Origin of the sequence: Ravibacter arvi (assembly GCF_039540405.1) — a bacterium.
GTDB lineage: Bacteria > Bacteroidota > Bacteroidia > Cytophagales > Spirosomataceae > Ravibacter > Ravibacter arvi.
Genome location: NZ_BAABEY010000013.1, coordinates 19,440 through 46,369, shown reverse-complemented (window position 1 = coordinate 46,369; position 26,930 = coordinate 19,440). Strand labels below are relative to the sequence as shown.

Below are 26,930 nucleotides of genomic sequence, written 5' to 3'. Positions count from 1 at the left end.
AATGCAGCTAAAAAATAAAAATAACAGAAATATCAGCTTATAAAATTGCTTTTCAACATAGAAGAGCACCGAGGACACAAAGCATAAGTCTCTGTGCTCTCCGTGCCCTCGGTGGTTAATAAAACCTACGCGAGCGGTTCTTCTTGTAAACCACAAAGAACACCGAGAACACAAAGCATAAGCCTCTGTGCTCTCCGTGCCCTCGGTGGTTAATAAAACCTACGCGAGCTGTTCTTTTTCTAAACCACAAGAACACGGAGGACACAAAGCAGAAGCCTCTGTGCTCCCCGTGCCCTCGGTGGTTAATAAAACTTTCTACTTTGTAGTGACATCGAGGATAACCATTCCTTTACCAGGAATTCGTACTCTGAATGCTGTGTTTTCAAAACGAACCGGCACGCCGGGAAACGAAGTTTTTACCTGGATCTTTTCTATCGCACGCCCAACATCAATAGACGGTGTTGTGTAGTAAAAACTATCGCTTCCAATAAGCAGACGGCTCCTGTTTTTATCCATTTGATAGGCAAATACCCTGATCACATCTTCTTTTACGGTCACTTTGGGGAAACCGGCATAAGCCATGATGACGTTCGCGCAATTCTTCAGAAAGGACCGAGATACTTTGCGGTAGTACAAACTCTCTGTCCAGGAAAAAGGATCTGCGGGTTCCTGCTCGATTTTCTCTTCGCCCTCCTTTTGCAAGGGCATCAGCTCCAGGGTCCGTTTTGCGCCATACACACTGCATGCAAGTGCGGAAGGACCATATACGTCTCCGAAAGATGCAGCAGGCACTCCCCCCGTGTTCACCTGCCCCCCTATCGTAATCAACGGACCATTTTTGTAGGCAAAAACCTTCTCAAGTTCCGTTGCAGGGAAAAGATGCGGGTTGAGTACCAGCAACGGGCCCTTTGTTTTTCCTATGTCCGCAACGTTGACAACTGCGTTTACAGGGGCTCCGGCAGCCATCAGCTCATACAACAGCTTATGCGTGGAATACCGACGGGTTTTGATATAATCACGCAATTGCTCATCGAGCGCCTGGTCGGACCATACGAGGGTAGCGCCGATTATACTTTGAGGCGTATCCGAAAAGCCGAGATCCCAACGTTGTTTCAGCCACTTCCACTCGTGGCCGGCTACCGAGTCTGACAAACAGCCAAGCGGTCCCGAAGAACACCGGGCAAGCGAGCCGTCACTTTTTTGGAGATACAGATTGGCCATCGAGTAGATTTCCCTTTCCACCACCGTAGGCACATGCCTAAGCGCGTCATATTGTTCCAGCGTATCATGGATACCGGTAAAAGGCCGCAACGGTGTATCGGGCGCCTGGGCCTTTATCAGCATCAGCATCGCCATGGCGTTGTAATGAAACTTCGTGTAGTCGTCGTTCAATTCGGGTTCCATCGCTACTGCCGATGCTGCCGCTTCCACCACAAATCCATCAATTCCTGCCTTGGCAATCCGGCTGTAATCAATACCGTAGCGGTAGATGGCTTCGAAGGGTGCACGCGTCCAGGCCGTATTGAAAACTACCTTTTTCTGAATGCCGTGCAGCATTTCGACCGATTTTTTCCAGAACATTTCCCAGCGGTCTACATGAAAACGAATCCATTCCTCCCTTTTGTTTTTCCAGATCCACCGGCTTCGCTTCGCATATGCTTCTTTGTTAAGATCGAGCGCGCCGGAAATATCACCGGGCAGCGACACCCGGGTATGAGCCACGAACTGCCCAACCATGTCATCGGAATAGTCGATGTCATCCAGCGGTCTTCTACCGCTGGAGTACCCGTCTGCGCCATGAAAACCATCGAATTCATAATCCAGCATCACCTCCTTCAGCTTTCCTAAAAAGAAGTCTTCATACAGCCCCTGCCCTTTTATGTTCTTGAGCGGATTGATGATCTGGTAGGCAACACCGTCTTTGCTTGTCTCGCGGATTTCCGGATATTGATAGGCCCATCTGCCCACACCTTTTTCGTTGATAAACATATCAAAAAAGCTGCAATAGGTCTTCACATTGTGTTTGCGCAACTCCCTGTTCAATCCTCTCAACTGATAGTTGGTCCAGGCCTGGCGGTCGCGTTCCAGGCTGGTGGGCCGTGCGCCGTATGAGCAGAATTCCGGCGGAAAAGTCCATTCCTTTGACATACCCGTATGCGTATGAACAAAGTCTGCGGTAAACATCAGAAATGATATCGCCTCCGGCACAAAACCTGTATTCTCCAGGAAATGCGCTACCCCGTAGTCCGGCCTGGTATTATCAAAACCTATAAGCTCAATCCAGAGCCATCTTTCATATTTCCCGACTGTTGTCGGATCTGCCGCGCCCTGAACCGGGGCAACAGAAACAGCGAGGTTTTCATTTTTCGGGAAAAATACCGGCGCCGCAACCCACGCAGCACCGAGTTTTAGGAATTCTCTCCTGTTATTGATCATCGAGTTAGGATTAGTAGGTATACTTTTGAGAGTGATTTATCAATGGTTCGGGTTCTGGACGAGCGTCGAACTTCCGTCTTTTACACTTAAATCGATCTGAGCCTGCGGAATGGGAAACAATTCATTCTTGCCTTTCTGGAATTTCGCCCCCACAAGATACGCGCAACTGAAATTCGGAACACCCGTTTCGAAGGTAACAAATGCATTTAGTTTCTCTGCCATGTACCCGCTTCCGTTATCATAGCGGCGGAGGTCAAAAATGCGGTGCCCTTCCATGGCCAGCTCAATTTTACGTTCGAACCTGACTGCTTCCCGCGCGAAGTTCTGCCCTTTTGACTCAAATTCACCCTTATACAATCCTATTTTGTAATTCGCTGCGGGCACTGCCGAAAACCCTTTGGAGGGGTCGTTTTTATCAAGATACTGCTTCACCCAGCCGGCCGGGTTGGCCGCCCTCGCCCGTACGCGGTTGACGAGTTCCTCTGCTTTTTTGAGACTTCCTACCTCTACCTCCGCTTCGGCTGCCCAGAGAAGTACATCTGCAAAACGAATCATGTTATAGTTATTTGCCGTCGCGGTTGCCCAGCCATTATAGCTCGTGCTGGTGCTTGCCTTGGCGGCTTTGTAATAGACGTTTTTAATACCAATATACGGACCGGCATCGGACTGCGCGCGTACCCAGGCCGATCCCGGCATGATACCCCAGTCCAGGTACGGAATTCCGCGCCGGCCTACCGTATAGTCAAGCCGGGGGTCAATAGCTCCTTCATCGGGCGTAAATGGCTGTACTGAGGGCGTTCCCTGGTCACTTTTAATGGCATGGTCATTAAACGAATCCAGGTACGGCAACCCGTTGGGATCGGTTCTGAAAGAGTTAACGAGGCTGAACGAAGGCTGATAAAACCCGCAGCAGGAGCTCGGGCCGCCAATCGGCATGGTCAGTACATCGCCGGGATTTCCGGTCTGGCCATTTGTACCGGCCTGGATCGACATCTGCACCGCAAATACCGACTCCGGGCCATTTTTCCGGGAAGGATTAAAATTATCGGAGAAAAGCCCCAGGTCATATTTTTGCCCGGATGCAGTGGTTCCGCCCGCAATTATTTCGGTCAGTAACACCCTGGCCTCTTCATACTTATGCTGAAACAGGTAAGACTTGGCTAAAAATGCTTTGGCAGCCCAGGAATTGGCCCGACCCGGCAAGCTTTTAGTAGGCGTAAGCCGTTCGGCTGCATATCTGAAGTCGTCTTCGATCTTGGGCCAAACCGGTATTTTATTGCTCACTTTGTAGTTCTGGTTGGCAAAGCTTACGTCCTCGCTGATAAAAGGAACGTTTTCCCATATCTTGGCTGCCTCCAGGTGGTAAACTCCGCGGAGAAAAACGGCCTCTGCTTTTATCTGGGTTGCTTCGTCTTCAGAAAGCACCCCGGCCGGTAATTTAGCCAGGATACGGATCACCTCATTGGCGCGCTGAACCCCGTCATACAGCGCAATCCATTTGTCGTTGTAAACGTTGTTAACCGATGTCGCGCTGTAGTTTTCGATTTGCTCAAATGCTACGCCATCTCCAAACTCGGAACCTTTGTGCGCATCGTCAGAAGCCAGAGAGAAAATCCAGTTGCTCACCGCTCCAAACCAGGACCCTTTTCCTACCTCCCGCGTACCTACGCCGTCCAGGTAGGAGTAAGCGCCCGTTAGAAGGCCGTTCACTCCAGCCTTTGTCATCAGCGTAGACTCATTCACAGTACCTTTGGGGCCGATTTCTAAAAAACTCTGCCGGCAATTATGAAACAAAAGGCCAGCCAGGAGCAGATAATATTTGAGTAATTTCATTTGAATGATAGGTTTGAGGTGTGAGCTATGAGGTGTGAGACTTAAGGTGTGAGGTATGCGCTCATACCTTACAGCCCATACCTCATGGCTGTTTAAAATGCCAGGTTAAGACCGAGGAGAAAGCTCTTCTGATTTCCGGGATAATTGCCGAAATCGGCGCCGAAACTGGCGCTGCTCCCGCTGATTTCCGGATCCAGGCCCGTGTACCGCGTGACGGTAAACAGGTTGGCCGCCTGCAGGTATACCCTCAGTTTGCTGAGCCCGATTTTACGAATGGCTTCAGGGGTGAACTGGTAACCCAGAAGTAGTGATTTCAGCCTGAGATAGGAGCCGTCCTCCCGGTAGTAGGAATTTGCCACCCCAGATGTACTGAATGAGCTGACGGTTTCTACTTTCGGGACGGTTGTGTTTGTATTTTCGGGCGTCCAGGCATTCAGCAACACATTGCTTTTCCCACCGGGATTGCTAAAAAAATCGGTAAAATACCGTACGTGGTTAAGCAAGTCATTACCCTGTGAACCGTAGAAAACCGCCGAAAAATCGAATTGGCGAAACTCCAGCCCTGCATTGAGGCCGTAGGTAAAATCAGGATTCGGATTGCCGAAAAAAACGCGGTCGTCGGTTGATATTTTTCCATCGCCATTGGCATCCCGGTACTTGAACCGACCGGGCGCCGCCTCGTTTTGGACGGGCGATTCGGCCACGTCCCGGTCGCTTGAAAACAAGCCGATTACCTCATAGCCATAGAAAGAGCTGACAGGGTGGCCCACCTGGTTGCGAATCAGCGTACCAATAATGGAGCCGCCGCCGGCACTCTCAAAATAACCCGGATCAGGTATATGTACCACTTCGTTGCGGTAAGTGGTTACGTTTACCCCGAGGTTGTACCGCAAGCTTTCGCCGATTCTGTCACGGTACAGAAGCGATATATCGACGCCCCGGTTCCGTATATCGCCGATATTAATGGTAGGCGGTTCTGCACCGCCGGCCGTAGCAGGCAATGGTTCCGGAAAGAGTAAGCCTTCTATTGATTTGTTATAATATTCAACGCCGGCTTCCAGCCTGTTGTTAAACAAAAGTGCGTCCAACCCGATATTCGTCACCACGTTCCGCTCCCAGCCTGTGCGCGGATTGCCATTCCTTGACTGGAAAAAACCTTGTGTCAAGCCGGTACTGCTCCCCGCCAGGTCATAGTAAGAATTGGTCATGGTACTTCCGAACAAGCTGTAGGCATTCTCAGGATTGATATTGTTCTGTGAACCCAGGATTCCGTAACTTGCTTTCAGTTTCAAATCGTTGATCCAGGCGACACCTTTCAGGAATGCTTCATCCGATAAGCGCCAACCGGCGGAAACAGACGGGAAGGTACCGAACCGGTTTTCACTGCCGAAACGCGATGAGCCGTCGCGGCGGACGGTTACACCCAACAGGTATTTTTCGTTAAACGAGTAATCGAGCCGGCCGAAAGTAGAAAAAAGCGCTTCTGCGTATGCGCTGCTGCCTGTAGCAAAATTTTTGGTGCCATTGCCCAGAACCAGGTAGTCAAAGTCAGTGGCATACAGGCTGTTTGAAGAGCCTGAAACGCTTCGCCCACTGCTTTTCAACGCTTCTGTCCCAAGCAGGACCTGCAGCTGATGCCGGCCGAGTTTTTTTCCGTACCGGAGCGTATTGGTCCAGATCATGCTGTTGCCATAACCCGACCCCTCCGAAAGTGCATTTTCCCGGTTATTGAAGAATGCGTCGTTGTAAGAATTGAAAGTAAAATTAACGGCATAATTACTCGAGATCGTTCCGCCGAAGCTGGTCCTGAGCGTCAGGTCTTTCAGTAAGTCTGCTTCTGCATAGACGTTCCCCATCAGATTCCAGGTATTGTTCCTGTTGTTTTCAGTCCTTTTCTGCCTGGACACGGGATTCTCCCCGCTTCCCAGCTCGGGCCCGGCAAATGAACCGCCGAAATTGCCCATAATGTCATAAACCGGTACAATCGGCATCATCCGGTAAATGTGAGATACCGAGTTACCAACGGCAAGGTTGTCAAGGCCGTTATTCTGCCTGTAGTAGCCGTAAATATTTTGACCCACACGAAGGTGATTGCGTACTTTAAAGTCGGTGTTAATGCGCATCGAGTACCGTCTCAGATAGGTATTGAGCAGGGTTCCGGTCTGGTCGAAATACCCCAGGGAGACCATGTAGCTCGACTTGGCGGTGCCGCCGCTGATCGCCAGGTTGTGGTTGGTCATCGGCGCCCTTTTGAACACTTCCCTGAACCAGTCGGTGCCCTGCTTATTGACGCTTTGAATCAGGTAATTGGACGGTGTATTGGACTGGTCAAACACGTATTTCGACGGGTCGGCACCGGGATCTCCCTCCTTGACCGCTCCTACAACGCCCGGGCCTGCATACAAATAATCCGGCATCCCGTTTTTAAAAATATTGCTGGCAGGATTGGCGATCAGCGTCAACCGCGCGAAGTCTTCCGAGTTCAACAGGTTGAAAGGATTTTTTTTCAGCGGCAACTGCTGCCCGTAAAAGGCATCATACGTCACTACAGGCTGACCTGATTTACCTTTCTTCGTGGTAACGACAATTACGCCATTGGCCCCCCGAACGCCGTAAATAGCGGCAGCACCTGCGTCTTTCAGCACCTGCATCGATTCCACTTCGTCGCTTCTGAGGTCATTGATGCTACCAGGGACACCGTCGATCAGCACGAGCGGTCCGGTGCTGCCGAATGAGGTTATTCCCCTGATAAAAACCGTGCTGTTGCCTCCCGGCACACCGGAGCTGATCACGTTGACGCCCGCTGCCTGCCCCTGCAGGGCCTGCAATGCGGAGCCGGTCGGAATGGATTTGAGCGCCCTCACATCCACAGCAGAGACAGAACCGGTGATATCCACTTTTTTCTGCGTTCCGTAACCAACAACCAGTACTTCCTCGAGCGCTTTTTCGTCAACCTGCAGCGTCACCTGCAAATCGGAAACGTTCCCAGCCGTAATTTCCTGCGTCATATAGCCCACGAACGAGAACACCAGCACGGACTCCGGCCCGGCAATATTCAACCGGAAATCACCGGAAGCGCCGGTCACCGTTCCCTGCTGCGTCCCCTTTACCAGGACACTTACACCCGGCAGGCCCTCTCCCTTTTCATCGGTTACTTTTCCTGATATTTCCTGGTTTTCAGCCATTGGCGGGGCGGGATGTTCGGTAACCGTTATACCGGATGGGGCACGTTTCCGAAGCAAAATTCTCGAATCCAGCACTTCGTAGCGGATCTGCAGGGGGGTAAGCAACAATTGAAGCACTTCGGAAAGCGGGCGGCCTACTGTCTGGAGGCTCACCCTTTCACCGGCGTTTATTTTAGTACTGTAAACAAATTTAACGCCGACAGATTTTTCGATTTTTTCCAAAACGCTACCTAACCTCGCATGGGTTTCAGACAGGGTAACAGACTGGTTCAGAATGCGCTGTGCCCGACTGTCGTGTGCTGCCGCCAAGCCGGCAAACAGGCCTGCCAGTAAAACCTGGTACAACGTAATTCTCATAACCATCCACAGCGATTTGTGAAACAATACATTTTTTTTCATAGATTTAACTGTGTTTTTTAGAATGAAAAGATAGGAAACACCACTCCCGCCGGCAGGTCTCAAATGCAGAGGGAGGTAAACTGAAACCGGGAATGTTCGCGCATTACCGGTTTCTTTTTCTTCACTTCAGAACAGGCTGCTAGCAGCCGTCACCGCTGATAAAAACAACTGTTCCGCGCTGTTCATAAGTGGCGTCAATTGACTTGCAGAGCAGTTCCAGTTGCGTGAACATCGGCAGACCGGTCAGGTCCGCGTTAATGCCGCAGTCCCTGATCCTGGGATCCGCAATGAAAAATTCGATGCCATAGTGTTTCGTCAATGCGTCAAGTACATTTCCGAGGGGAACCGACTTAAAATCGAGCGACGGTAAGGGTGCATCCTCGCTGAGGCGGGGAACCGGCTGTTCCACAATTCCGGCCGCAAGATGCTGGGTATCCCTGTTGTACCGAATGAGCTGATTAGCCGTGAGGATCATCCCGTTCAGCTTTTCCTTACTGCCTGGAGTTTCAGTATATACGGAGACCTTTCCTGAGGCAACCGACACCTCCGTGGTAGTCTGCTTCGGGTGGTTCCTAATGAAAAAGCTCGTCCCCAAGACCTCTGTAATCAGGCTTCCTGCGTGTACGACAAACGGTTTCGTCTCATCGCGCCTTACCTGGAAAAATGCTTCCCCGGTCAAAAAAATCTCGCGTTTCTCCCGGTTAAAGCGGTGATCATAGGTGATCCTGCTATTCGGTTTCAAAAGTACTACCGTACTATCCGCCAGTCTCACTTCCTGATCGGAACCGGTAGTGTTCCGAATTTCGAAGTGTTCCGTCCCGGCAACAGCCCGGCTCTCTTCCACCGGTAAACGATCCGGCCAAAACCACCATACCGTCACCAACAAGCATGCAGCAGCAGCGCCCCAGCCCGACCACTTAAAAAACAGCAGGCTCCGTTCGCCAACCGCACCGAAACGTATCTGTCGCCACATCTTTCGCTCCGTTTCTCGCTTCTCCGTTGGTGACATGGGCGGGAATGGTAGCTCGGCCTCATTCCGGTGCCATTCTTCCAGGAAACGGTTCTCCTCTTCGCTGGTATCTCCCTCGAGGTATTTCTTCAGAAGCCTGTTAAATTCTTCCGCACTTTTCATAGATAATTCCTTTCAATTGTCCGACTGGTAGGGCCTCAGATTTTCCCGCAGGAATTTCAGCGACTTCGTAATGTGATACTCGACGGCCTTTTCGCTTAGGTTCAGACCCCGGGCAATCTCCCTAACCGATTGGTTTTCGAACCGGCTGCGTTTAAATACTTCCGCACTTTTTTCGGGAAGCCTGCTCAATACCTGTTCAACTGCCGCCATCAACTCTGTAAAATTCACAATTTCATCCGTAGCGTACTGCCGTGTGATTTCATGAAACACCTGGTATTCCCGGTATTTCCTGTAACTGAGTTTTGACTTGAAATAATCGTATACCTGGTTTTTAATAGCGATGGTCAGGTACAGATCAAGGTTCCTGACTTCCACGCCGGCACGCCGCTTCCACAAATCCAGGAAGACTTCCTGCAAAATTTCTTCGGCTTCTTCTCTGACGCCCGTATGGTGGTAAGCAATACTGAAGAGCTTTTGCCAGTAGCGCCGGTAAATCTCCTCAAATGCAGCCAGTTTTCCCCCTCGTAAAAGAGAGGTAAGCTCTGCATCATCAGATCGTTGAAAATTCATAAGGTCAAAGGTTAGGAGCCCATATCGGAAGACACAGTAGAATATTCCTGAAAAACCCCTAAAAAAGAGAAAAAAAAATTTGGCCGCCGGCGTATTGAAAGGTCCGCGGGACTCAGTTTAATTTGGGGAAGCGCGGCAGGCGCCGGCTTCCGGTTGCGGCCTAGTAAACTACGTTCACCATCCCGCTGTAGTTGTACCGGCCATGCACCATAAGCCTGTAGGTATAAGTGCCGGCCGGTACAGGCTGCCCTTTATAGGTACCGTCCCATTCCCGGCTACCGCCCTTCATATGGAAAACAACCTCGCCCCAGCGACTGTACACCCATACTTCGAGTTCGTCTGCATCCCTGATAGGCTTCCAGACATCGTTGATCCCGTCACCATTAGGCGTAAACGAGCTGGGATAAAGGGTACTTCCGGGCACGTCTTTCCCCATTAACCGAACCGTGGCAGATCCGTCGCACCCGTCTTCAGATTCAATGTAAACGGTATAGGTGGCATCCTGGTTCACGACGACCGTCTGCTTCGGCGCCGTAGGATCGTCAAAAAGCGAACCGGGCTCCCAGGAAACAACCGTGAATTCATCGCGGTTGACTTTCGGGGTCAGCGTAACGACCTCGCCCAAAAATACGGATGCGGGGTCAGAACTGCTCAGGAGTTCGGCTTCAAGCGGCTGAACGGTGATATTGATCACCCGGTGGAGACTGTCGCAGCCGAGTGCATTTTTATAAACCTCATCCAGCACCGTACTTTGCGTATACCGGGTATCCTTATAATCCACGAACTCACAGCCGGATAAATCCCGGCTTTCTTCCGTGACTTTTCCCGGGTAAACCACGATTTCGGTTTCCCTAATGAGGCTGTCGCAGCCGGAAGCCCCCTTGATCGATTCCTTCAGCATGATACTTTCCGTATAGTCGGTACCATTGAAAGAAACCTTCCCGCAGCCGGTCAGTTTTGAGGTTTCTGTTTTAGGCGGATCGGAAAGCACTTTTACCTTAACTTTTTCGGTAACCTTTCCGCACGCGTCCGACAATGTGACGGTATAGTCGGTTGTTTTAGCGGGTTTCACTGTGAGAGTTTCTCCGGAAAAGCCTCCGGGGGTCCAAACATAGCCATAACCGGAACCCACAATGCCAAATGCAGCTTTAGTGGCCAACCGAACTTCTTCTCCATTACAGATTTCTGTCTCCGCGGCCGGAAGAACAAAGGCGGCACGAAGGGTTTCTCCTTCTACGGTAACGACGAAAGGTCCTACTCCTCTTACGCAGTCAGCGCCGCAACCGGCAGTTCCCATGCATTTACGCATTATGGAGAGCCTGATATCGACGGCTGTCGGATCACAGGTTGGTTGAAGACAGTTGTTGTAATTATCTACATCCCGTTTTTCAACAGTTGCAAACCCTGGTTTATTGCCTTCATTGGTTTCAACTTCGGGTATCCAGTAAACTTTTAGTCCGCAATTCCCGGTGCCGATACGGTACTTGTAAAACAAGTTTTTCATCGCGCAGGGGGCAAGCGCCTCGACCCGCGCATCAAAATACAATTTCGTCACGGTAATTGCTCCCGGTACCTGAAGTTTCCATCCGTAGCTGCAGCTTTCAGCGAATCTGTCCTCCGTGCAATTACTATTGTCGCCGTCAAAATGTGAGTTGAGATGCCCGGCCTGGGCAAGTTCGGACCTGGCGCCGGTTACGGTAGGATCAATTACAAAAGATCCGGCTTCCAGCAATGTCCCCAAAACGTTTTCGCTCAAAACGATAGACTGATTGGCTCCTTCCAACTGGTAGGGCAGATCCACCGTGAGGTCGCTCCTGCCTGAGACGTAGGCGAAGGCTTTCCCGATTGCGGCCAACTTTTTGCCGTCAACGGACAAGGCAAGCTTTCCGACGCCTGATTTCAACTTTTTATTAGTTGGAAAGTGTAGGGCAGTGCCCTTTGCATGTTGGTAAGTATCTTCAAAGAAATACTTTTCATAACCGGGAAATTCCCACTTTCTAACGATAAGGCTCGACTTAACCTCGCCTCTTTCTACCCTCATTTCGGCGTCCACGCCAGGAAAGATATCACGCACCAGAACACCATCGTCTCCCGCCTGGCAGTTTGACCAATCAGCGGTAGCCAGCAGTTTTTTCACCTTTCCTTTCCCCCCATAAAGCTTCCAATGGTTAAAAGAAACGGTACCGGTACCGGTCTTGATGTAAGATTCCTGCTTTTTCAGATCGAACCCGACGGGTTCCTCCTGGTGTGGCGCTTCGAGAAGATATTGGCTTTTCTGTTCAAGCCGTCTGTCTATGAGCAGCCACTGGCCATTTTTTTTATAATGCAAGGCACCATAAGCCGACTGGGAAAAAACGCGCCCGGGATTTTTTCCATCTACATAGTAGCGTGACGTTTCGGTTCGCTTTTCCAACACTTCTATTGCGTTGGAATCCGGCTGTTCTGCTGCAATTCTCCCTGCATCCGGATGGCTGGCCATGCCCGGGTTATGACTCAGCCAGGCAGAATCTATCAACCTTTTTTTTGCTGTAAAGTGAGTAAAATTAAGCGGTTTAGACGGCACGCCGACCGCGTCCACACCGGGAATACCGGGCACCCGGGCATTTTGTGCCTGAACGACCGTACCGAGAAAAATCAGCCACCATGCCAGCCACCCCGTGAAACGCCGGCTCCAAAAACCCACTTTCTTCATAGTGTATATATAAAACTTCCATTTTTCTACTTCAAATACAAACGCTTATTCAGGAAGGTTTATCTGCATGATGCAATTCAGACGCAAAATAACGTATTAGCGGTTTAAAAATACGGTTTTTCCTGTTTTTGATGATTCCCGGGCCGCCTCGAGGATTTCTACCGTCGTTACATTCACCGGCAACTCGTACCAGTCGTTTCGCTGCAGTTCGAGCGCGCCGGTAATGACGCCTGCAAAAATCTGGAACGGATTTTCGAACGGAGCAGGCAGAGGCGGCACTTTGCGCGTTTCTTCCTGCTTTTTTGCTTCCAGCCGCTGGCGAACGTTTTCCTTGTCGACAGCGACGGCGTACCCTTTCGTGCCGTACACTTCCATGTCTTTACGGCTGAAACTCCAACTCCAGGAAGCCTGGATCACACATTGTACGCCCGGATACTGCAACACAATAGTCGCTTCATCGTCTACCTTCGGATACAGGTCCGGCCGGTTCTGATGGGTCACCGCCGTGACAGACAATGGCCTTTCTCCTTTCATGAGCCACGTCATCAGGTTCCCGCCATAACATCCGAAGTCGGTTAGCGCACCACCTCCGTTTTTCACCGGATCAGCCAGCCAGGCGATAAAATGCTTGTCCATCTGCGACGGTCCGCCGTGACCGTCGTTGACCATTACCTTACGCAAATCTCCCAAGGCCCCTTTTTCGTACAGATCCTTTACATATTGGTTGCTGGCGTACCAGGAAGTTTCAAAATTGGTCAGTACTTTAATGTGATTTCGGGCAGCGAGCTTTTGTATTTCCAGCGCATCCGCATAAGTAGTTGCCAGCGGCTTTTCAACCATGACGTGAACTTTTCTCGGGGCAGCGGCCCGAACCACCTCCACGTGTTCATTGACCGGCCCGAAAGCCATTACGCCGTCAGGCTTCAACTGGTCCAGCATAGCGCCCAGGTCGTCATAAAAAAGCGTAGCAGGAAGCTTATAGCGACTACGGAATGCGTTGACCAATTCCCGGTTCGTTTCATAAATACCGACAATCTCGATTCCGGTGAGGTCGAATCGATTGAAAATCCAGCCGCTATGCCCATGGCTAATACCGGCTACCGCCAGGCGAACCGGCTTCGCAATTACCTGCGCCGTCGCGGCGAATAAAATGAGTGAGAAAACGAAGAGAATTCTATTCATGGTTATGAGGTGTGAGGTATGAGGTATGAGGTATGAGGTGTGAGGGATTAGGGCTAACACCTCATCCCTCACACCTCACACCTGTTAAAACGGATACGCTACGCCTTCAGGCAGGGCTTCCACCGCTACTTTCATCCACTTTCCTTTGATTTTGATCACGACAATGTCACGATCTTTGTCATAGAAAATAGTCCCGTCCCCTCCGTGCTTCAGTTCGTTGTAGTTCACGTACTTCGCGTCCTGCCCGTAGTTTTGTTCGGCGTCCTTTTCCGGTTTTTCCGCTAACAGGTCATCTTTGCCGATCCGGCCCAGTGTTAGCGCATTGGTCAGCTGCAGGGAACCATAAAAAACTGCCTTGTCGCGACTGAACATGTAAGAATGCTGACGAACGTCGGACCCGATCCGAAACCAGTTATAGGCAGCGTCCGAATGGTCGTATACAGTGCCGTAATAGTACAGCTCTGCCACCGGTCGGGCTTCTTCCGTATGCTTGTTGAGAAGCATGGTAATCCGCGACCGATCGTCACGGGCATAACCTTCAAATACATGAAATCCCCATCTTTTTTTGTTGCGTTCATCCTCGTTGCCGCGGACCTGTACCATGAACGGTGTGCTGAGAATGCCGTTCACGGTTGTATACATGGGGGTCTGATGCTTATTGAAGCCGAAATGATAGCCCCTGTCAGCCCAGCGCGTCCAGTTCGAATCTATGTCTGACGCCAGTTCAAGCACATGCTTGCCGGGTGAAGAAGATTTAAGCCGGATATAGTCCGACAACGTGGCCCGCTGCGCACGGAGGCCCGCCGGGATGAAAAAAAGAGGTAGAAAAAGCAGAAGGAAGCGGTTCATGAACAAGCGGTTAACGTTGATTCGAAAATAAAAAATGGAGCTACGAGCAGTTGACTAGCCCATGGCCTGCCATATACCATACAAACTAACCAACAAAATGGCAATGACGCTTAACCAGAAGAAAAAATCATAGGTACGGGAGGGTGTCAGCGCAGCCGGCAGGGACCGGTACCGAAACAATATGGCCACGTACGCAACCAGAACGAGCAGGATCGAAGTAGCAATACCTCCGAGCACAACCATCAATACGGGCGTCTGCATAAAAAGGAACAAGAGGCACCAGGTCGCGGGGAAAGCCCATGAAAAAATAGCAACACTTTTCTTCCGCTCGGCTTCCGTCCCGAATTTCATCCATCCGAGCTGACCGAAAGCATCTCCCCAGACCAGCGCCCAACTGGCAGTAGCCGTAAACAATGTGGAGTAAAGCACCACAAACGCGCCGGCAAGAAACAACCACCGGGCGCTCTCGCCGAGGGTTTCGGTAAAAATACGGCTCAATACTTCCACCATGCGGTAGCCCTCAGGTACGTGCCCCGCTTTGTGGAGCACCGCCGCGCCCAGCAGATAGAAAGCAGCCGTTACGATGGTATAAACGACCATCGACACCAATGCGTCAAGGTACATTACGTTTATCCAGCCCCTGGCTCTTTCCGCCCACTCTGCAGTTCCATCGTTCGGACCTGTAAAACGGGCGTATCCCTTTTCGATACACCAGTAATTATAAAACATGATTTCATCGCCCCCTACCCCGGTAATTCCAAATGCGCCGAAGGCGATGAGCACCAGTTCGGGCGGCAGCTTGAAACTCAGTCCGGAACTCACTTCGTTCCAGGAAATTGCATACGGCGTAAACTGCAGCATAACCATCGCCACCATCATGACGCCGGTAAAAAAGAGCGTCATCAACAGCGCCCCCTTTTCGATGGTCCTGTAATACCCTTTGTACACCAGGACCGACGTAAAAATTGCCGCCAGAACTGCCCAAAGGTTTACCCCCAATAAAGGGAATACCATGTGCAGTACAATGGCGACGCCGCCTATGATGCCGCCCACCTGGAGCAGCTTCAATCCCTGAACCGAAAGCCAGACCCAGATAGCCCAGTGTGCCTTCCCCCATTTGGGGCCGGGAAGCGTGTTGAAACTTCTCATCGTATACACGCCCGTATAGATGGCGTTTTTACCGAATTCAAGCTGGATCGCTACTTTCACCAGGCAGCTCAGCAACACCACCCAAAAAGTAATAAAACCGGCTTTAGCCCCCAGCGTGGTCGTGGCAATAAGCTCACCCGAACCTACAATCGCAGCGGAAAGAATGAATCCGGGCCCAAGATGCCGGAGCTTCCCTGCCAGGCTGGTCGGAGGAGATTTAACATGCATCATGATATGTCAGAATGTACTGTGAACCGGATGGCCTGCTGACCGGTACGTTTGCAGGAGCGACCGCATACCTGGTAAAGTGCGCGGACCGCGTTTATTACTGAAACCGTCTGCTAACATTCGTGGAACCAGCTTTTTAAGGACAAATCAAATATGAGCGGCCCGATTGCCCCCAAACAATCTTTTACGTACCTTGCACAAGCAACTTAAATACGGATGAAGTTATTTGCCACCGGCCCCGGCGATTCAGAAATCATTGAAGGAATCGTTTCCAACTCACCGCGGAGAAGACTATTTGAGGAGAAACTTTACAGACGTTATGACTATCTCATCAGGGAAGGTGTTTTCAAGCACAGGCTTTCGGAAGATGAGAGCTCGATTGCCTATTCCGATTCGGTACTGTCAGTAATCGAAAACATCGAAAACGGCGCTTTTGAGGGGCGCTCTTCCTTGAAAACCTACATTCATAAAATTTTTTCAAATAAATGTGTTGACCAGATCCGAAAAAATACGACCAATAGGGCGCAGGTCAATTTTGGCGATTCTGTCGAAGATCATCTGAACCGGCTGCAAGACAGTACGCGCTCGGTGATTGAAGACTTAATGGAACAGCATGACAACCGCCTGCTCTGGAGCTGCCTGGCTGCGCTGGGCGAAAAATGCCAGCAGATGATCCGGTCGTGGAGTGAAGGAATCGCCGACAAGCAGATCGCACAGGAACTGGGGTATCAATCGGCAGAAGTAGTAAAAACAAGCCGATTGCGCTGTCTTGAAAAGCTTAGGAATACGTTTTTACAGCATTTTAACTAGAAGCCTGCCCAGGCAACCAGCGGTTTCAAATCTGACCGGATAATGGATAAGCGAATCGAAGCATTCTTAAATAACGAACTCTCTGAACAGGAACTCCAACTGCTGGAGGAACAATTAAAAGCGGACAAAAGCCTCGCTGAAGAATTGGCTTTTTACTTATCTGTCAAAAAATTGGCGGCGCGGTCGCCCAGGGAAGATCGTCTGCAGGACCGGCACCGTGAATGGACGCAAATGCCGAAGAATGGCCAGGCGCGCCCGCTTGGAAAGTGGATTGCCTCCGTTGCTGCGGCTATCATCGTACTGATCGGCGTGGTCTGGCTACTGAACACCAACCGGGGAACAGACCTCCGGGTTGAATCATCGCGCTATATGGCGGATCATTTTCAAACCCTTAGCGTACAAATGAGCGCAGAGCAGGATAGCCTTCAAATGGCAATAAGCGCTTATAATGCGGACCGTCCTGCGGAAACCCTGGCCATTTGTGAACACATACTGGCCGGTCAGCCGGGACATTCCGAAGCCCAGCGAATAGGCGGTCTTGCCGCACTCCGACTGAAAGACTACGACAAGGCAATCCGACTATTCACCGAGCTTGGCGACAATACGTCGCTCTTCGGTAATCCCGGCCGGTTCTACGAGGCAATTGCGCGGCTTCAAGAGGGAAGCGAAGCCAATAGAAAACAAGCGGAATTACGGCTTCACGAAGTGATAGACCAAGACCTTGAAGGAAAAAAAGAAGTACAAAAATGGCTAAACCAACCCTGAAGCACCCCACCCTTAACCTTTGGTACAATGAGCTCTTTTTTAAAAATCATCCTGTTATTCTTTCTTCTGCTGTTCCTCGCGCTCTCTTTGCGGTATTGCTTCAAAAGCGAAACCGAAGGGGCGCCATTTGCAGGCTACCACATTCGCCTGTCCGGTCAAACCGCCGGAGAGTTAAAAAGCCAGCTTGAAAGCGGATTAGGCATCACGCTTACGCCCGAGAACTTCCACGTTTGTCCCTGCGACTCCTCCCTTGTCAACCTGACGCTCAGTGATGTTACCATTGAGGGCCACGGGCCCGCGCAGGTAAAAACAGGCACTGGCGGCGTGGGGCTGGACCTGGATATTGACTACGGTAAAAACTATTTGCTGGCTTCCGAAACCGACTCGCTTGGCCGTAATTTCATTGGGCAGTGGTTGTCCGCACTGAAAGACTCCACTACCGGGTCAGTAAAAGAAGGCCGGTTCAATCCCTATAGCCTTACAAACGAAGAACGGGCGGGCACTGGAGCCGAAAACCTGGTGGCCATTTTCGACAGCGGCATCCACCCCGATTTAATGTCGTTGCCCTATCAGAATGCACTCGGACTGCCGGCATCCGCCCAAAACCTGCTTTGTGTCCCGCCGGTAATGGTACCGCCCGCCAGTCCGCTTGCCAGGTTATTCGGCATTAACTTCATGCCCGAAACAGATGGCAGCCTGAACTATGGCGACATCCGTGATCAAACCCTCATGCAGCACGGCACGAAGGTGACCCACCTGCTCGCCTCGCAGCGCATTGGCCGGGTTAGCGCGCCGCTGCGCGTGATGACAATGAAGGTGCTGAACCGGGAAAATCGCGGCGACCTGTTCTCGCTGATGTGCGCCATGTCACAGGCCAAGAAAATGGGAGCCAGGATCTTTAATATGAGCCTGGGCTATTACGGATCGGAAGACAGCCTGTTCAGATCTTACATTCAAAGCCTTGCAAGTGACAAAATATGGCTGGTCACTGCCGCCGGCAACGCTTTGCCGGGTTCCGACATCGGAAGCACCGACCTGCCCGAAAACCGGGACCTGGATCAAAGACCGCTCGAAAGCAAATTTTTCCCGGCCTTCTTCGCCAGGGACATGAACCATGTAATTGCCGTTACCACCGTTCATGATGGTCCCGATAAGGTTTGCGACATGCAGAACTACGGAAAATCCGTTGTGGACGTAGGCGTTTTGGCGAATGACTGCAAATTTGCATTTAACGCTCCCGGACAACAGGTAACAGTGCGGGGCAGCTCGTATGCTACACCCGTCGTGGCCGGCTGGATTGCCCGCAAACCCAATCTGGGCAGCTACAGCGACAAAGCCGCCTTGCTCGGCGATGCCCTTGCCGATACGGCCCTGGAAAGCAAAATTAAAGGTGGAAAATACATCAAACCGAACGGTAATTAGCTTTGAAAGACGCTTTGGGGTGATATACATCCTGGCCGCCTTCCTGTCATGCGGATCGTTCAATGTACCCGCGATACCGCTTTGCGGAACCAGCAGGGACTTCAGTGACCGCATTGATGCCGCACTTGAAGGAAACCACCCGGCAGGCGTAATAGACCGGCTGGAAAACTTAAAAAATGATTGGGAAAACTGTCACCTGGCGAAGGACTCTACCTTCGCCAGGCTTTACCATATTCTTGGCCGTTACTATTGGGAAAGTGGTAATATTGAAAAAGGTTTGACATATACGCGAACCGCTATCGGGGTTAATTCCGAGACATCGCCCGCCGCATCGGGGAAAGCGCTTGCGAATAGCTTTTTCAATATGGGTGCCATGTACGCCCAAAAAGGGGAAATAAATGCCGCCGTAGAAGCCTACCGGCAAGCCATTGCAATTGGCTCCCGCCATGACGACAAGCAGTTCATCGTGGCGAAAGCCTACAAAGAACTGGCCAGCATTCTTTTTGGCCAGGGCGATCTCGGGAAATCCGTCCTGGCTGCCGAAAAAGGATTCGCCGTCTCCCGAAAACTTGGAGATTCGACACTAATGGCCGAAAACCTTATAGAAAAATCTCAATCGCTGATTGCACTCGAAGCGCTGGCGGAGGCCGAAACCTCCCTCCAAAGCGCCAAGCTACTTGGCAGTGAAAACCAACGATTGCTGGCGGCTATCTATTCACTTTTCGCAGAGTACCACGTCAAAAAAGAGCAGATCCCAGCCGCAATCAGTAACTACGAAATTTCATATCGCCATTTCGTCAAAAGCGGGTTTCTGTATGGATGCGGGCAGGCTTCCGTCAACCTCGGCTACCTGTATGCAGAACGCGCCGGCAACTACAAAACGGCGCTGGAATGCTATCAACGCGCTTTGGGATATTTCCAGGCCCCGCAGGACAAGGCCATAGCCAGGAACGCGATCGCCGGTGTGTACCGCAAGATGGGGGCCGGAGAACAGGCGCTGGCCTTCAATCAGCATGCTATCCGGGAATTTCTCCAGGCTCCCGTTCCCCGCAACCGCTACGAAAACCCGGAAGCGAAACACATCAGGCAAGTAGTTGATAAAACCAACCTGCTCGACATGGTAGTGCTGAAAGGACACCTCTTGCTGAGCGATTATGAGACAAGGGGTGAAACACCGTCACTAAAGGCTGCGCTGGCGACGTACATGCTTGCGGACACGATGATTGATTTCATGCGATGGGAACATGTGGGGACAGTTTCCAAACTATTTTGGCGAAATAAAACCAGGGATGTCTACGAACACGCTATCCGCACCAGCTATTTACTGAACGACCCCGAAAAAGCGTTTTTCTTTTTTGAAAAAAGCAGGGCCGCCCTGCTCCAGGACCAAATAAACGAACTGGGGGCCAATGCGCTTCTGCCTGAAAAGGAGCGGATAAAGGAGCGGCAACTGCAAAGCCGGATCAATGAATTGCTTATCCGGCTCTCATCAGAAGACGGGGGAGAAGCTCAAAAAGGCAGTCTTCGAGCCAGTCTGTATGACGCGCAGGAGGCATTGCAACACTTTGCGAAGCGGGTGGAGGGGTCGCATCCGGCCTACTTTGCCTACAAATACGGTCAGCGTATCTCGACTCTTAAAAATCTGCGCGACCACGTGCTCGGGAGCAACCAGGGCTTTCTCTCCTACTTTATCGGGGAAAAATTTGCCTACGGCTTTTATTGTGATGGAACGTCGGCCTCCCTGCGGGAAATAGATTTTGAACGCTACCAGGAAACGGTCCGGGATTTTGAGCGCTACCTTTTAGCGCCGCAGCTTCAGAACCAGGATTTCAAGGCCTATTTAAAAACCTCGTTCCAATTATTTGCTCTTCTTATCCAACCATTTGGAGTTACTGAGGGCAAGAGGCTGGTCATATCCCCTGACGGAAAATTTCTTCCTTTTGCTGCCTTAAGCCGCAATGCGGACAAAGAAGATTTCCTGGTCCGCCATTCACCGGTCAGCTACGCCTATTCAGCTTCTTTCCTGGCCAGTAAACATACCCCTGCCACGAAGCAGTCCTTCTTTCGTACTTTTTTTGGGATGGCCCCTGTCGCGTTCTCTCCTGAGCTTGGTCAGGCATCGCTACCGGGTTCAGACAAGGCCGTCAATAAGCTCGGCCGCCAGTTCCTTTTTCCCAAAATCCTTTCAGGAAAAGCTGCCTCGAAAAGTGCATTCTTAATGAATATGGCTCAATTTCCGGTAGTTCACCTGTTTACGCATGCCAGCGCCGCTTCCGAGCATATGTCCAAACCCGCACCGGTGCTCTATTTTTCAGATTCGGTCACTACACTATCGGAACTCGACCTACCCTACCGGCCGGCGACAAAACTAATTGTTTTGTCTGCCTGTGAAACGGGCGTTGGTGTAGATCAGTCGGGCGAAGGCGTATTCAGCTTAGCCCGCATTTTCGCCGGGGCCGGCATTCCTTCCACACTCACCACTCTCTGGAAGATTGAAAGCCGATCCGCTTACCAGGTATCTTCCTGGTTTTACGAAGGACTATGCGACGGTCTTCCCCTCGATTGCGCCTTGCAGCAGGCACAGCTCAAATGGCTGAACAGCTCGGACAAGACGGAACAATTGCCCTATCAGTGGGCCGGGACGGTACTGATCGGGAAAACCGGGAAAATCTCCGCCGGGCCTCACCCGATGACCATGTGGTTGATACTGGCTGTTGTTGTTCTTGCCGCTTTCGCTATGGGGTACGGAAGCAGGCTTATGAAGCGAAACAACACGGGTACGTCAAAGCCGGTGCCGAAAAAAAGGCGCTTTGGCCTATTTATCTGAAGGCTGTTCGAGTTGCCGCCTGAAGAATCGCCATACCTCGGTATAGAAATCCATATCGGCCGGCTGACCGTGAACGCCGTTAATTACCTTAATCAACGTCACTTCCGGGTGGCCCTTCTTTTTATGACTATAACGCTCCATCGTGATTTCATTACCGGGAACCGGATCTGGCAGACTTTCTTTTTGGGGTAGTCCTTTGTAGCCCGCCAAACCGGCCCAATAGGCGAAAGAATCATCGGTCGAAACCACGGTTCCAAGCGAGAAACCGGCTTTCATTTCTCCACCTTTATCGGGATTGACAGGATCGGCCGTCCCGTTGATAATCAATACAGGCAGCGCTTTCCCTGCCGCCACGCAATCCATATTTTCCTTTGTCGGAAGGTTGGCGATGAGCGCCGCGATTCCCCTCAGCTTTTCAGGTATCCGCATCCCCATTTTGTACGCCATCTGCCCGCCGCCGGACGCTCCCGAAACAAATACCTTAGTCCTGTCGATGCCGTAACTTTTGACGAAATAGTCAATCATTGCGACAAAAAAGGCTTCCTCATTGATGTTAATCCGGTTCGCTTCCGCTGTTGACGCTTTCCGGCATTCGTTCCAATAGCGCCGGTATCCTTGCGGAAAAACGAGCAGGAAGTTCTCTCTCTCCATCTTGTCGTCTATACGAGCAGTCTGTTTCATATACTGCCTCGCTGCACCGCCCGAGCCATGAATAACAAAAACGAGCGCGTCACCCCCGGTTGAATGTCTGGGCTTGTTAAAACAGAATGAACGATAATACCCCTCGACCAGAATCGAATCTTCAATTACCTGGGCCATCGGGGCACCGGGCAGTGTCATCAAAACCAGCAGGGTAGTCAGGATTCTCAGTTGCATCATCCGGGTATCGGTGTTAGACCTCTATTTGATGGTTAGAATGTACCGCACCATAGTTTCCACGTCCGCCTTTTCCATTCCGGGGTGCGGTGTCATAGGAATATCGCCCCACACACCGGAGCCGCCGCTTACCACTTTCTGGATCAATCTGGGCACATCCGACGGTTTATACTTCCTGGCGATGTCTGCATAGGCCGGCCCGACCAGTTTTTCCTTTTCCTTGTGACAGGCGAAGCAGTCGGAAGCGGCAATCAACGCTTTCGCTTTTTGTTCCGGGCTTTGCATTTCCGGCGTTTCGCTCCGCCTGGCCAGCAGGTCTTTCCTGAACTGCTCAACAGCCGGGTTTCCCTTCAGCATCTCATAGTCGTTATCGGTCAAGGCTTTCCATCCATACTTCGGCCATTCAGGATCATCCGTAATAAAGCCCGGAACCTTCAGTTCTTTTTCGTTGGCAAGGGACCCCAGTAGCAGGGCAGCTTTTTGCGGCTCATTGGCGAGAAAATCTTTTTGTCGCCTGAACAAATCCCACCATACTGGCTTCAGGTACCTGAAGGCCTCTTTCAAGGCATAGTCAATATAATAGTCTGTGGCAAGCATACCGGCCTGCAAAAGCGCAGTCACCGAATGCTCCTCTTTGAAATCGCTAAGCGAGACAATGGCCTGAAGCCTGACTTTCATAGAACTGTCTCTCGAAAGAACCGCCAGCCTTTCTACAGGGTTTTTAACTGCATCTTTCCAGTATCGCAGTACGCGCGTTGCGGCTGTTCTGATACCGGCATCATTGCTCTTCAATAAATCGTCAAGCAATTTCAGGTTGGTTTTATGGAATTGCTGGTACACCCATAGCCCCTCCAGCCGGTGCTGATCATACAAACTGTCGGCTTTATCCAGGCCTGTAAGCCACTTTTCAGTTGCAGGTATGACTGTTCCGGCATCCATTTGGCGAAGTTGTGTTCTTGCACGGTACCGGGCTCTGTCTTCATACGTTTTCAGTTGATCAAGTAACGCGTCAACCGTGAGCTGCGTCATATCGACCGGCTTGAGCTTTTCCTTATTTTTATAGGTAATACGCCAGATGCGACCATGTGTATGGTCACGGAGCGGGTCACGGAGCGCCCGCTCGCCGTGATTAATGATCGGGTTGTACCAATCCACCACATAGAGCGCCCCGTCCGGGCCGAACTGCAGGTCAACAGGTCTGAAGTTTGGATCATTTGATATCAGCAGCGGTGCTATTTCCTGTCCGACAATGCCGCTTCCACTCTCGAAAACACGGTGCTGCTTGACTCCCAAAGATCCGACGAAGGTGTTAAACAACACATCTCCCTGCATTTCTGCCGGGAATTGGCGGCTTGAAATAATCTCGGTGCCGCAGGTTTTCGGCTTGCTGGTCGACGTAAGGAAATCCCGCATCTGTGTTCTCTTTACGGGGTACTCCGAGGCGACCGTGAGCGGTGGGGCGAAGTAATTCATACCGGTAGACACGTCGCTGATGATCTCAGTTCCGTTCCGTGTAAAAACATGTCCCCAGGGATTGGCATAGGGATAAGAAACATACGGTTCCAGACGTTGGGTTTCCGGCTCAAAACGCCAGGTTGCGCCATAGTCGCTTCGCCGGGGCCCATAGGGCGTCTCGACCTGGGAATGGAGAAACGTCCCGGTATGCCAGTACAAGGCGCCATCCGGTCCCCAGGTATAGGTATCCAAAGTGTGATGGACATCTTCTGTACCGAATCCGTGCATAATTACTTCCCGATGGTCGGCTTTGCCGTCGCCATCCGTGTCTTTCATCCACCAGATATTAGGGGGTTGAGATACGTATACACCGCCTTTTCCCAGCTCAATACTATTGGGCATATACAGGCTGTCGGCAAAAATGGTTTCTTTGTCGGCAACGCCATCCTGGTCGGTATCTTCCAGGATCAGCACCTTATCATTGGGCTGCGCACCGGGCAGATACTGGGGGTACGAAGGCATATCGGCCACCCAGAGCCTGCCTTTGGGGTCAAAAACAATCTTGACCGGATTGGTGAGCGAAAAATCAACTTCAGACGCAAACAAATTCACTTCAAAGCCTTCCGGTAACGTGAACTGGTCTGCGGAAGGTCTTTTGAGTTTCGACTTATCCGGGTAGGCAAACTGTATCGTGTCGTTCAGAATTTTATTGGCCGCGGCCAGGTGCGCCGGACTGGCGGCTTCACTTTGTTTCCAGACAACACTATCGAGCCTCGTAACCATGTTTTTAAGCTTGGCAAGCTCCGACGGATACGAAATCGGTCCTCCTGCGGGCTGGACCCACGGCTCCTTACGCCTTCCGACGATATATTCGGCGCTCACCGCCCGGTACAGGTAAAAGAATTGCTGATTCTTCTGGTCAATCACCTTCTTCAGACCGTTGTAGTCCTCCTTCCATGAAATCTCCGGGAAGCCCAGCGACTGCGCCATGATTCCGCTTACCCATTTATACCCTTTGTCATTCAGGTGGATACCATTTATAGTAAGGGAGTCGGGCTCCCGCATCCGCTTTTCGGTAATGCTGAGTAAATCAATGAAGGGAATCTCAAGTTCTCTTGCAACCTCCCCCATTCCGTGCGTGTAGGCTGCCAGATTTTTCTGATGCCCTTCGGGGTCAGGAAACAAGCCGCCAAGCTTTTCATGGGAAATGGGCGAAACAAGGATTACCTGAGGACCGGATTTCCCGTTATATGATTGTGATTTGATTTGTTGTAGAAAACCGGAAAGCTGTTTTTTAAATGACTCCAGGCTGTCCGGACCGTTAAAAGCCTCGTTCATTCCGTAACAAGCGAGAATAATATCCGCTTTCAGACTCGAAAGAAGCTCATCCTGTGTCGGAAAATTCAAAGGGCGCGAGCGGAGCCCGATCTCATCTGCGCTCCAGCCCAGGTTTCTCACCGTTAACTTTTTACCAGGAAAGCTTTTTTGGAGAAGAACCTCAAAGTAGTTGTAGTGTTGCAGGCGGTCGGCAAAAGTATTGCCTATTATCACAACACTGGCATTTTCGGGAGGTGAGAGTTGATGAACCAGCTTTGGTTCTCCCGAACCGCAGGAGAGAAGAAAAGCCGGCATACAAAACAAAAGAAACTTGACAGTGGTGCCCACCAGTCGGTCAAATGCCATCATATTCGGATTTAGGTAGTTTTATTAGGAGGTAAAAGTGATTTTAACACCGATTATATCGTTTTTTAATAAACTATTTAGCCCAAAATTCATTCAGATGTGAAACCACAGTTAAGTTCCGGCGACCTAAACCACTGAGCCACGAAGAACAAGAAGAAAAACCTCTGTGCCCTCCGTGACCTTTGTGGTTAAAATAATCGCGGCGAAGAGCAAAAAAAATAAACCACTGAGCCACGAATTCCAGCGGGCCGGACGACCTGATTTAGGTGTACAACAAATTCTTCAAGTGTTTGATTTTGCCCTGTTTGAACATCCGAAGGCTGTGAGTTTGGGGCATAAAAAGGGTTCGACGGGCTCACCCACCATCCGGACGGTGTCCTCCGGATGGCGCCTGAGCTTGTCGAAGGACGGTGCCTGAGCTTGTCGAAGGCCTTTTATCCTTGAACACAAACTCACTAGAAACCCAGCGTCTGACGATCAGGTACTTGCACTTTGTTGTACAGAAATTCACGAAGAAAAACCTCCGTACGATCTAAATCTGCTGGCGTGCAACCGGATCGGGGAGGCCAAAAGAGTATTTTAACGCCCGGTTCGGATTTACTAAGTGTTTGCGGTTCCCAATGCGGGCTTGTCTTAATGAAGAACCTTATCCAATAACTGTCAAATCAATGTGATAAATGATAAAAAAACACCTTTCACATCTAAAAGCGGCCCCGTTGCTGCTTGCTTCCCTGCTATTGGCCGGGCTATTGGTTACCTCATCCTTTGTCAAAAAAAGCAAATGGATCGAATTGTTCAACGGGAAAGACCTCAACAGCTGGCACAGCTACAACCAAGACAAAGTGACCGGCTGGATGATTGAAGATGGATTTCTCACTACCGATGGAACAGGAGGCGATCTCACCTCCAACCAGGAGTTCGGAGATTTTGACCTTCGCTTCGAATTCAAGATACCACCCGCCAGCAACAGTGGTGTATTCTACAAGGTTATCGAAAAGCCTGAAATTAAAAGAACTGTTCACTCAGGGCCTGAATACCAGATAATCGACGATACGGGGTATATCATTAAAGGTGCGAACGGCGAACAGATAGCTCTGAAGGAAACTCAGAAAACAGGGGCCAATTACGATATGCACCCTCCTCGCGACGCTTCGGCTTTTCTACCCGCCGGAACCTGGAACAAAGGCAGGATCGTAGTAAAAGGGGCTCATGTCCAACATTTTCTCAACGACAAACTCGTGGTTGACTACCAATACGGTGACGACGCCTGGAAAAAGTTTGTAAAAGAAAGTAAGTACAACGAGTGGCCTCACTATGCCACTCCACATCACCGCGGAAAAATTGCCCTGCAAAGTCACAACGCGAAAGAAAAAATGTGGTTCCGTAATATCAGGATAAGAGAGATTTAAAATTCAGCTACATATAGCGACAGGCCTG

General features: G+C 50.8%; 17 protein-coding genes. 6 read left to right on the top strand and 11 right to left on the bottom strand.

Annotated features, from left to right (window positions below; all coding sequences use genetic code 11):
- Nucleotides 1–315: 315 nt before the first annotated feature.
- The 9 genes from ABD852_RS06835 to ABD852_RS06795 all read right to left on the bottom strand — a co-directional run bounded on the left by ABD852_RS06835 (nt 316) and on the right by ABD852_RS06795 (nt 15,658).
- Nucleotides 316–2,436: a hypothetical protein gene (locus ABD852_RS06835; RefSeq protein WP_345027481.1), complete on the bottom strand. Its 2,121-nt coding sequence runs from the start codon at nt 2,434–2,436 to the stop codon at nt 316–318.
- A 39-nt stretch (nt 2,437–2,475) separates the two neighbouring features.
- Entirely contained in the window at nt 2,476–4,269 is a 1,794-nt protein-coding gene (locus ABD852_RS06830) for a RagB/SusD family nutrient uptake outer membrane protein (protein ID WP_345027480.1), read from the bottom strand.
- Between the two features lie 92 nt (nt 4,270–4,361).
- Nucleotides 4,362–7,853: a SusC/RagA family TonB-linked outer membrane protein gene (locus ABD852_RS06825; RefSeq protein ID WP_345027479.1), complete on the bottom strand. Its 3,492-nt coding sequence runs from the start codon at nt 7,851–7,853 to the stop codon at nt 4,362–4,364.
- Nucleotides 7,854–7,992: 139 nt separating this feature from the next.
- Nucleotides 7,993–8,985, bottom strand: a complete 993-nt coding sequence (locus ABD852_RS06820) for a FecR family protein (RefSeq protein ID WP_345027478.1) — start codon at nt 8,983–8,985, stop codon at nt 7,993–7,995.
- A gap of 12 nt (nt 8,986–8,997) precedes the next feature.
- Nucleotides 8,998–9,555: an RNA polymerase sigma-70 factor gene (locus ABD852_RS06815; RefSeq protein ID WP_345027477.1), complete on the bottom strand. Its 558-nt coding sequence runs from the start codon at nt 9,553–9,555 to the stop codon at nt 8,998–9,000.
- A gap of 160 nt (nt 9,556–9,715) precedes the next feature.
- Nucleotides 9,716–12,247, bottom strand: coding sequence for a T9SS type B sorting domain-containing protein (locus tag ABD852_RS06810; protein WP_345027476.1), 2,532 nt, complete (start codon nt 12,245–12,247; stop codon nt 9,716–9,718).
- A gap of 96 nt (nt 12,248–12,343) precedes the next feature.
- The gene (locus ABD852_RS06805) at nt 12,344–13,429 is read right to left on the bottom strand and encodes a Gfo/Idh/MocA family protein (protein WP_345027475.1); all 1,086 of its coding nucleotides are present in this window, start codon (nt 13,427–13,429) and stop codon (nt 12,344–12,346) included.
- 84 nt (nt 13,430–13,513) lie between these two features.
- Entirely contained in the window at nt 13,514–14,278 is a 765-nt protein-coding gene (locus tag ABD852_RS06800) for a hypothetical protein (RefSeq protein ID WP_345027474.1), read from the bottom strand.
- Between the two features lie 54 nt (nt 14,279–14,332).
- On the bottom strand, nt 14,333–15,658 hold the full coding sequence (locus tag ABD852_RS06795) for an Nramp family divalent metal transporter (protein WP_345027473.1): 1,326 nt from the start codon (nt 15,656–15,658) through the stop codon (nt 14,333–14,335).
- A gap of 213 nt (nt 15,659–15,871) precedes the next feature.
- Here ABD852_RS06795 and ABD852_RS06790 point away from each other — a divergent pair, with 213 nt between their 5' ends.
- The 4 genes from ABD852_RS06790 to ABD852_RS06775 are packed head-to-tail and all read left to right on the top strand — an operon-like array spanning nt 15,872 to nt 21,479.
- Nucleotides 15,872–16,465, top strand: a complete 594-nt coding sequence (locus ABD852_RS06790) for an RNA polymerase sigma factor (RefSeq protein WP_345027472.1) — start codon at nt 15,872–15,874, stop codon at nt 16,463–16,465.
- 42 nt (nt 16,466–16,507) lie between these two features.
- Nucleotides 16,508–17,230 (top strand): hypothetical protein, encoded by a 723-nt coding sequence (locus ABD852_RS06785; protein WP_345027471.1) that lies wholly within the window; start codon nt 16,508–16,510, stop codon nt 17,228–17,230.
- 27 nt (nt 17,231–17,257) lie between these two features.
- Nucleotides 17,258–18,652 carry a S8 family serine peptidase gene (locus ABD852_RS06780; RefSeq protein WP_345027470.1) on the top strand — a complete coding sequence of 465 codons (1,395 nt, stop codon included), beginning with the start codon at nt 17,258–17,260 and terminating at the stop codon, nt 18,650–18,652.
- Nucleotides 18,621–21,479: a CHAT domain-containing protein gene (locus ABD852_RS06775; RefSeq protein ID WP_345027469.1), complete on the top strand. Its 2,859-nt coding sequence runs from the start codon at nt 18,621–18,623 to the stop codon at nt 21,477–21,479. The genes ABD852_RS06780 and ABD852_RS06775 overlap by 32 nt, the downstream gene beginning before the upstream one ends.
- Here ABD852_RS06775 and ABD852_RS06770 read toward each other — a convergent pair.
- Nucleotides 21,468–22,358 (bottom strand): CE1 family esterase, encoded by an 891-nt coding sequence (locus tag ABD852_RS06770; RefSeq protein ID WP_345027468.1) that lies wholly within the window; start codon nt 22,356–22,358, stop codon nt 21,468–21,470. The genes ABD852_RS06775 and ABD852_RS06770 overlap by 12 nt on opposite strands.
- A 21-nt stretch (nt 22,359–22,379) precedes the next feature.
- Nucleotides 22,380–25,496: a PVC-type heme-binding CxxCH protein gene (locus ABD852_RS06765; RefSeq protein ID WP_345027467.1), complete on the bottom strand. Its 3,117-nt coding sequence runs from the start codon at nt 25,494–25,496 to the stop codon at nt 22,380–22,382.
- Between the two features lie 172 nt (nt 25,497–25,668).
- Between ABD852_RS06765 and ABD852_RS06760 the strand changes: the two genes are divergently transcribed.
- Nucleotides 25,669–25,911: a hypothetical protein gene (locus ABD852_RS06760; protein ID WP_345027466.1), complete on the top strand. Its 243-nt coding sequence runs from the start codon at nt 25,669–25,671 to the stop codon at nt 25,909–25,911.
- A gap of 259 nt (nt 25,912–26,170) precedes the next feature.
- A complete protein-coding gene (locus tag ABD852_RS06755; protein ID WP_345027465.1) occupies nt 26,171–26,902 on the top strand; it encodes a 3-keto-disaccharide hydrolase in 732 nt (243 codons plus the stop codon).
- Nucleotides 26,903–26,930 lie beyond the last annotated feature (28 nt).